The organism is Spirochaetota bacterium (genome assembly GCA_026415295.1).
GTDB lineage: Bacteria > Spirochaetota > JAAYUW01 > JAAYUW01 > JAOAHJ01 > JAOAHJ01.
Window position 1 is genome coordinate 1 of the sequence record JAOAHJ010000001.1, and the last position, 7991, is coordinate 7991.

Sequence of the window (7991 nt, forward strand, 5' to 3'; positions counted from 1 at the left end):
AAAATAGCTTCTAATTCTGAATGGGAACAATTAAATTTTGATCCAGAATATGAAAAACAAAGAAACAATAAAAAGAGTTAAAAAATTTGTATTAGATAATCCAGAAGAAAAAGACGAATACGAATTAATATTAAATTCGGAAAATTTAACTATTATTAAAGAACAATTCTCTTATGACAAGTCTGGTAGAGCTATTATAACTATTTGGTATGAAGAAGAAATTAATTAACTTTTTTCTCTAGCTCTTTTATCCTGTCTTCTAATATTTTTATTGAATTTAACAAATGTGAAACAACAGATTCAAAATAATTATATTTTACATAGTCATATTTTACACAATCAGTATAGGAATATTTTACATAGTTTAAATTCATTGTTGAATTATATAAATATTTATTCATTTTTGTTCCAATGTTTTTTTAAAAATATTTAATAAAAATTGTTTTTTATCATCCCATAAAAAATTATTTTTAATATTTTCAATACACTCATTATAAATTATTTTTTCTTCCTTTTGTGATTTCCATTCATTATAATATTTTTCTAATGCTAAAACCATTCCTTCTATATCTACTATAGGCCTAATATGTGCATTGTCATTAGGAAAACTAAATACTGTTTTATTATTTACTAGGGTTCCAGTACCATTAAGTTGTTCTGGAATAGCAGAATTGTTTGGAGCAATACTTGGAGTCCCTGTAGCAGCAGACTCTAATAAACTTAATCCACATCCTTCTCCTAATGAAGTAGTAATATTAACATTTGAAATATTATATATATAATTTAATTCCTCTTCTGGCACCTCTCCATTATAAATATTTTTTCCATTTATTCCAATTATTATTCCATAATCTTCTTCTGTAAATCCATTATTTAATATATGATGCTGCAAACTATTTGTATACCCCATTCCCATTGAAAATTCTTCAGGCATCATGTGTAAATATAAATAAACATCATTTTTAATATTATTATTTATATAAACAACATTATCTAAACTACAATTATTTAAATCACATCTATTTAAATGATTAGGTATTAAATTACCACAACTACATTTTTTATAACCTTTTGTAAATAGATTAAAAATTCTTAATGTCAATGGTATGGCCTTTCTAGGTTGAAATCTATTAACATTAGTTATAATAAATTTATTTTGCCAATTTAATTTTTTTTTATATTCAATAATATTATTTAAATTAAGAGGATAAAAAATATTAGTATCAACTCCATGATATAAAATATTTATTTTTTTATTAAATCCAGGAAAAGCATCTAAAATTATTTTTTTAGCCCATTTAGAATAAGTAATTATTGAATCAGCTAAATCTAAAGCTGGTTTCCATAACTTAGAAAATGGCTGTCCATCTACTGGAAAATAAATAACTATTTTTGAATTAAATTCTAATTTTTTAATATATTTAATAACTTCATTTATATGAAATATATCTTGAAATAAAAATATTATATCTGGTTTTTCTTTATCTATTATTGAAAGAATTCTTTTATATCCAAGTAAATCATTTTCTGCAACACTATAAACAAAGTATTTAGATGTATCATATTTTGTATCTCCTTTATAATTAATACCTAAAATAGATACATCGAAATAATTGTGCATATCATCTAATAAATTTTTAGCCACAACTCCAAAACCAGTTGGAACTAAAAAGTCACACCAAGCAAATAATTTTGGTTTTTTCATAATTCTCCTAAATTTTGAAGTTAAATATATTAAAATTTAATGTAAAAAAAAAGAAAACTACATTGTTCAATGTAGTTTTCTTTTACGTTCGTACTATTTACATAACGGTAATAATGGCTTAAGGCGGGTTGTAACGAGCTGGGACCTTGTCTTCTAGCAGCTGTAGTGCTGCCCCGGTACAATGCATATGTCGATTCCGCAGGTGTGATCGGCTGCCATGGGGTACAGGAGATGTCGCGGCCCTTGCAAAGCTTCTTCCTCCTGGTACTTGTTATGACGAGCCTGAGTCCGGTTCTGTAACCTGGTTTTATGAATTCAGTCCGGTTGGTTCCGGGCCTGGATCCCTCCCGTGGCGCTCGGGTGTCCCTAGCCCAATCCCCATATACCAGCAATTAATGACGTTCACATGACTATGTTATGTAATGTATACTGAGGTGAATTAATTGCTGGTATATTTTGTTACTATATGTACGTAACGCACATATAAATAAAGTCTACGAACGTAGTTCTAGCCCCATTTGATAAATAATTATCTCCAACACTTATTACATATTGTACAAGCTCTATTTGTTTGTATTAATTTAGTGTCACACGGACACTGCTCTCTGTGTTTTCTGGATTTTTCAATTTCAACTTTATTTTTCTTTATATTGAAAAATATGTTAAAATTATATTTCTTTTTTATTTCAGAAAACTCATCAGCAGTTCCTGTATAACTAAATTTTATCTTATTTTTTTTATAATAATCTTTAACATTTTCATAATTATAGATATTATCCTTATCAAAGCTTAACACAATACTTGTTAGATTTGACAAATCTAATAGTATTGGTATATACTCAGTCATCCCTTTCATTGTTAAAGATTTACTTATTATATAAAACGGAAAAATTAATTCTTTTATAAAATAATAATGTGTTGGAATAAAATCTCCCGACCCATATAACCTTATAGATTGGGTTTCTATTTTGGGGTTTCCTTGTTTCTTTTCTAGGGTTTGGAGTTTTAGGTATTCGTTATTGAGGGTATCGGCGAATCGTTTAGGATCTAACAAGGCTTCTTTATAGTTTCTTCTTATTTTTTGTAGATAGCCTGTATATATAGTTTCTGTTTTCTTTACATAACAGTAACTACATATTTGAGGACAAGTTACTGCTCTGTCAAAATCTACAGAAACTATTGTTTTTCTGTTTCTTGTGAAGACCCTAAACATTTGTTATTACTAGGTTTAATTTTAGTAGTTTTTTTACGTGTCTTTTTTTCATCAGTTGATAAAATTTTAGACAGTTCGTAAAAAACTACTGCACCGATTTTTTTAAATACTTTAATCACTACAGGATTCATCTGAATATCTCTCCAAATACAGATATATACATTATGGGTCTGGTGGGGCTAGTGTTAATAAAGATATATAAATAAAAATTTATTTAATTCTTTTTCAAATAATTCTAATAATTTTTTTATTTTATTTTCTTTTATAGTATTAATATATAATTCTATTCTTATATAGTTTAAATAAATTCTAAAATTTAATATTGAGTTTACTTTTACTAAATTTTTTCTTTGTTGTTTATTTATTTTTATTTTTACATAAATTATATATCTTAATCTATTCCTATCTTTTTTAATTTCAAAATACCAATTATAAGAATCTAAATTAATTTTTGAACTATTATTAAAAATTTGTTTTTCTATTAATTTAACATAAGGAAGTTGTACTCTTAAACAATCTAAATTATTAATTAATCTAGACTGTTCTATTGTTCTTTTAATAATATCTGTTGTAGCTTCATATTTAACTGATTCCCCCTCTTCGGATTTAATTTTGATATCCATTCAATTTTTCCTAAAATTTGTTTTATTTCTTTAGGTTTTAATTTAATGTTATTTTTATCAATATTGTGTAACATCGCTCTTAAATTTTTCCATTTGTATCTAGGAACCCCTAATTGTTTATTTACAACAATTCCAGTAACTTCCATTCTTCTATGTGGTCTCATAATTCTTAATTTCTTTTTATTAATTTTTAAACCGGCTGCATTTAAGATAGGTTCTACTTTATTTATTATTATTTTCATATCAAAATTGTAATCGTCACTAGAAAAAGTTAAGTCATCAGCATATCTAGTATAAGTTAAATTATATTGTTTAGCTATTGAATTAAATCTATTATCTATATAATACATATAAATATTTGATAATGCTGGACTTGTTGGGGCTCCTTGTGGGAGTTTACCGTTTCTAGTGGTTAATAAACTTAAATAATTAACTAATTCTATTTGATTTGTTAAATTTAAATTGTATTTATTATTATTATAAGATACAATTTTTATAAATATTCCATATACTTTATTTAATGTAATACTACTAAAAAAATCTTTAATATCAATATTTAATATAACTTTTTTATTTAAATGTAATTTAGCTCCATCAATTGCACTTTTATTTTTAACAAAACCATATACCCAATCACAAACTGGAATTTTATCTAATAAATTGGTTAATATTTCTTTTTGAACTGTTTTTAATTCTTCTATAGGGGCGTCAATCCATCTAACACTTCCATTTCTTTTTTTTAAAGGAAATGAAACATAAAGTGTTTCTTTTTTTAATAATTCTATATATTTATTTTTATTTTTTTGAAAATTTAGTAAATAATGCACAGTTAATTCTCCTATTTATACTAACCTAGGCAGCGATGCCTAGAAATTATCGGCCTTATAATACTATTTCTTTAATAACGAATCGTTATTAAAATTTTTATACTATAAATAGGAATAGCCGAAAAGAATACACGAATGCGAGAAACTCCTTTACATCATTACTATTATTTCTTGTTTGTAGAAACTACAAACTTTTAAAACTATTCTTTTCGGCTAAACTTTATTAAAGTAATAATTCTTTAGGAAAATGCAACATTTCCTTTTTCGTTAATTTTGAAAGCACCTGAATTTCATCAGAAAACTTTTTTATGCTAATATCACTATTTAGTGTAACATCAATCAATATAGAATATACATATACATTTTTAGATTTTTTCCATTCTAAAAATTCTTGTAACCATTTTGGTGATACAGGTGCTTCTCCATCTGTTATAAATATAATATCTGCTTTACTAAAATTTTGTTCAGTATCAATTTTTTGTTTTGCTAAAGTTAATGCAGGTTCAAAATTTGTTCCACCTCCAACAAAATACTCTAACATATTAAAAATATCTTGTTTATTATAATTTTTATTTTTTAAATATTCATTACAATGTAAACTATTTACATTTCTTTCATCACTAAAATGAATTACATAAACCGACCTGTTTTCCATTTTAGCAATATCTAAAATTGTAAGTGCAACTGCTTTTGCAAAAATTTCCGGTAATCCTTCCATAGATCCACTACTATCTATACATATGATAATAGGACCTTTACCTTTTTTAGATTTACTTTCTAATTCATATTGAAAAAGATTTTTTTCTTCAAAATCTTTATAAAATAAAGATTCTAAAACATTATCAGAAAGTTTAATTAATTCTGTTGGAATTAATTTTGATAAATCATTTCCTTTAGTTAAATTAGAATAACTATTATTTTTAATTTTCATATTTTGTTTATAATTATTAAAATATTCTGATTTAAATCTACCAGATAAATTTACAATTTCTTTTAATTTTGGAGAGTTTTTTATTTTATTAAAAATTTCTAATTTACCTTCAAGACTTGTTTTTGTAAAAGTTTTTGTATCTGATAAACCCCAACTAGCTAAATATTCAGAAGTTTCAATAATATTATACATTATATTTTTTATTTTATAACTAAAAGTAGAAATTTCCTGTTTTATACCATCAACTAATTTATTTTTATATTCTTCTAATTTTTTTACAGCTTCATCATAATCTATTGGGGTATCATCTGGGCCCATTACAGTATCTAATTGTGTTTCATATTCTTTTATTGAATCTTTATATTTTTCTAATAACTCAAATAATAATGGTGCAAAATACTCAATAGCAATTAAACAATCTATGTCACTACCAATAGTAATACTTCTAACCTTATGGATATCCTCATTTTGTAATAGTGTATCTATAATTTCATAATTTAATAAATAATCATATTTTATTTCATTTTTTGGATATAATTTTGGATTATATTTATAAAAAATATTAAACACATCTTGTAATAATTCAGTAAATTTAGAATAAATTTCTAAACCTTTATTATTAATATTTTTAAGATCAATTGAATTATTTAACAAATAATTAAATAAATATAAATTATATTCATCGTATTCAATAACAAATTTATGTAAATTTAAATTTTCTTCATTTTTAATATTTCTTAAATTAATCATAACAGCTCCTTATTTAAGATTAGATAAATCAATATTTACTGATCCAGCAATACCTTCATGTATATTTTGTAAAAAATTATCTATAGAATTAATTAAATTATTATGTTCAATAATATTTATTTTATTATTTATTGAACTTTTACTTAAACCAATAATTTTTTTTCTAATATCTCTTAAATTATTTGCAGTTTCTATACCTTTCATTAATTTAGTTTCTTTATTTTTTTCATCTATAAAACTTTCATAAAGTTTTTGAGCATGTTGATATAAAGCAGTAATTTGAGTACTAACTGGATCAATTACTTCTAATATATAATAATATACTTTTTTAGAATCTTTAGGATTATTCCATAAAATATTTTTTAATATTATTAAATCAGTATATTCTACTATATCTTTATTATTTAAATAAGCTTCAGCTTTAAGTATAGATAAACTTAATTTAAAAGTTCTATCAGTTACAAATATATTATTATTTTCTAATAATTTTCTAATTTCAAAAATACAATCAAAAACATCTCTATGAATTTTAATATTTTTTATTTCATTAGAAATACTTTGTATTTCATCTAAAGAAATAATTGGTTCTAAATTTATTATATCATCATTTATAATTTTATCTCCATCTACAACCTTTTCATCTAAAAACATCATTTTTTCAAAATTAGATTTTTCTTTAATTTTATTAATTAAATATTTTAAAACAAATCTGTCTTGTAGAGCCTGTAAACCATCATTTTCATCTGGTATCTCATTAGATGCTCCTATACATAATATTAAAGGAGCTTTTTTTGGTTTGCCGCCTTCATAATATATTTTTTCATTTAATAAAGTTAATAATGTATTTAATATTGAACTGTTGCTTTTAAAAATTTCATCTAAAAATATTATAGATGAATTTTGAACTGTTCCCTCTGATACTCTAACTAATTTATCTTCTTTTAAATGTTTCAAAGAGATAGGACCGAATAACTCTTCTGGAAGAGTATATTTAGTCATCAAATATTGAAATATATTAGCTCCCTCAATTAATTTAGTTAATTGTAAAGCTAATTGAGTTTTTGCTATACCAGGTTCCCCTAGATACAAGATATTTTGTTTTGAAATTAAAGCTAAAATTGTTCCGTGAACAACATCTTGTCGTTCAAAATTATATTGATTTAAAATTTCTTCTAATTTAATTAATTTGTCTTTATTCATTGAACAACTCCATTTGTTTTTCTAATGATTTAAAATAATTAATTCCTTTTTTTATAAAATTTTGTTGTAAATTAATAAAATCTTCTTTAGTATCAAAATCTAATCCAGTATACTCCTCAGAATATCTCTTAGATTTTGATTCTTTGAATAAAATTAATTTAATTTTAATCAAATAATTACAATCATTTTTATAAATTACCTTTTGTAATTTATAATCATCAATTTTTTTTATTTTTATTATTTTTATCATTTTTTTATAACTCCTATAATCTTTGATTTAATTTAAAAAATTAATTATATTAAAATTTAAGAAAAAGGCGGGTATAATTCATATTTCTTATACCATAAATTTTGGAGACTTATGGAAAACGCATTTGATTATAAATTACAAAATCAGGAAATTCAAAAAGCTTTAACCGAATCCATAAAAAGCATATTTCCTATAAAAAGTGGAAATAGAGAGCTTAGATTAGTTAAAATATATACTAAAGACGATTTAGACGATAACGATTTTCCCCTTCAAAAAGAAATAAAATTAAATAGAAAAAGCTGGCAAATACCTGTATACGCTAACTTTGAAATTGTAGATACTACTACAAACAAAGTTATAGATTACAAAGATAATTATAAAATAGCCTATATACCAAAAGTTACAAATAGGTTTTCTGTTATAATTGACGGTAACGAATATCAGGTTACAAATCAATTTAGAAGAAAATCTGGAGTATACTCCAGAATAAAG

At 23.5% G+C, this 7991-nt stretch carries 11 protein-coding genes; 2 read left to right on the forward strand and 9 right to left on the reverse strand.

The window, feature by feature from the left end:
* Positions 1-49 precede the first annotated feature (49 nt).
* Positions 50-229, forward strand: coding sequence for a hypothetical protein (locus tag N3A58_00005; GenBank protein MCX8057782.1), 180 nt, complete (start codon positions 50-52; stop codon positions 227-229).
* Here N3A58_00005 and N3A58_00010 read toward each other — a convergent pair.
* The 9 genes from N3A58_00010 to N3A58_00050 form a co-directional block, all read right to left on the reverse strand.
* The gene (locus N3A58_00010) at positions 222-401 is read right to left on the reverse strand and encodes a hypothetical protein (protein ID MCX8057783.1); all 180 of its coding nucleotides are present in this window, start codon (positions 399-401) and stop codon (positions 222-224) included. The genes N3A58_00005 and N3A58_00010 overlap by 8 nt on opposite strands.
* Positions 398-1705, reverse strand: a complete 1308-nt coding sequence (locus N3A58_00015) for a glycosyltransferase family 4 protein (protein ID MCX8057784.1) — start codon at positions 1703-1705, stop codon at positions 398-400. Before N3A58_00015 ends, N3A58_00010 begins: the two co-directional genes overlap by 4 nt.
* Before the next feature lie 529 nt (positions 1706-2234).
* The gene (locus N3A58_00020) at positions 2235-2918 is read right to left on the reverse strand and encodes a hypothetical protein (GenBank protein ID MCX8057785.1); all 684 of its coding nucleotides are present in this window, start codon (positions 2916-2918) and stop codon (positions 2235-2237) included.
* Positions 2882-3049, reverse strand: a complete 168-nt coding sequence (locus N3A58_00025; GenBank protein MCX8057786.1) for a hypothetical protein — start codon at positions 3047-3049, stop codon at positions 2882-2884. The genes N3A58_00020 and N3A58_00025 overlap by 37 nt, the downstream gene beginning before the upstream one ends.
* Before the next feature lie 54 nt (positions 3050-3103).
* On the reverse strand, positions 3104-3541 hold the full coding sequence (locus tag N3A58_00030; GenBank protein MCX8057787.1) for a hypothetical protein: 438 nt from the start codon (positions 3539-3541) through the stop codon (positions 3104-3106).
* Positions 3463-4368 carry a reverse transcriptase family protein gene (locus tag N3A58_00035; GenBank protein ID MCX8057788.1) on the reverse strand — a complete coding sequence of 302 codons (906 nt, stop codon included), beginning with the start codon at positions 4366-4368 and terminating at the stop codon, positions 3463-3465. The genes N3A58_00030 and N3A58_00035 overlap by 79 nt, the downstream gene beginning before the upstream one ends.
* Before the next feature lie 223 nt (positions 4369-4591).
* Entirely contained in the window at positions 4592-6049 is a 1458-nt protein-coding gene (locus tag N3A58_00040; protein ID MCX8057789.1) for a VWA domain-containing protein, read from the reverse strand.
* Positions 6050-6058: 9 nt separating this feature from the next.
* Positions 6059-7249, reverse strand: coding sequence for an AAA family ATPase (locus N3A58_00045; protein MCX8057790.1), 1191 nt, complete (start codon positions 7247-7249; stop codon positions 6059-6061).
* Entirely contained in the window at positions 7242-7499 is a 258-nt protein-coding gene (locus N3A58_00050) for a hypothetical protein (GenBank protein ID MCX8057791.1), read from the reverse strand. Before N3A58_00050 ends, N3A58_00045 begins: the two co-directional genes overlap by 8 nt.
* 111 nt (positions 7500-7610) lie before the next feature.
* On the opposite strand from N3A58_00050, the gene N3A58_00055 reads away from it, so the two are divergent.
* Positions 7611-7991: hypothetical protein (locus tag N3A58_00055; protein ID MCX8057792.1), on the forward strand; the 381-nt coding region annotated here is incomplete at its 3' end.

What these genes read in the sequence shown, in the direction of transcription:
- N3A58_00040 (MCX8057789.1), bottom strand. Translation starts at nt 6,049, where the DNA reads ATGATTAATTTAAGAAATATTAAAAATGAAGAAAATTTAAATTTACAT.
- N3A58_00025 (MCX8057786.1), bottom strand. Translation starts at nt 3,049, where the DNA reads ATGAATCCTGTAGTGATTAAAGTATTTAAAAAAATCGGTGCAGTAGTT.
- N3A58_00015 (MCX8057784.1), bottom strand. Translation starts at nt 1,705, where the DNA reads ATGAAAAAACCAAAATTATTTGCTTGGTGTGACTTTTTAGTTCCAACT.
- N3A58_00020 (MCX8057785.1), bottom strand. Translation starts at nt 2,918, where the DNA reads ATGTTTAGGGTCTTCACAAGAAACAGAAAAACAATAGTTTCTGTAGAT.
- N3A58_00050 (MCX8057791.1), bottom strand. Translation starts at nt 7,499, where the DNA reads ATGATAAAAATAATAAAAATAAAAAAAATTGATGATTATAAATTACAA.
- N3A58_00045 (MCX8057790.1), bottom strand. Translation starts at nt 7,249, where the DNA reads ATGAATAAAGACAAATTAATTAAATTAGAAGAAATTTTAAATCAATAT.
- N3A58_00030 (MCX8057787.1), bottom strand. Translation starts at nt 3,541, where the DNA reads ATGGATATCAAAATTAAATCCGAAGAGGGGGAATCAGTTAAATATGAA.
- N3A58_00010 (MCX8057783.1), bottom strand. Translation starts at nt 401, where the DNA reads ATGAATAAATATTTATATAATTCAACAATGAATTTAAACTATGTAAAA.
- N3A58_00005 (MCX8057782.1), top strand. Translation starts at nt 50, where the DNA reads ATGAAAAACAAAGAAACAATAAAAAGAGTTAAAAAATTTGTATTAGAT.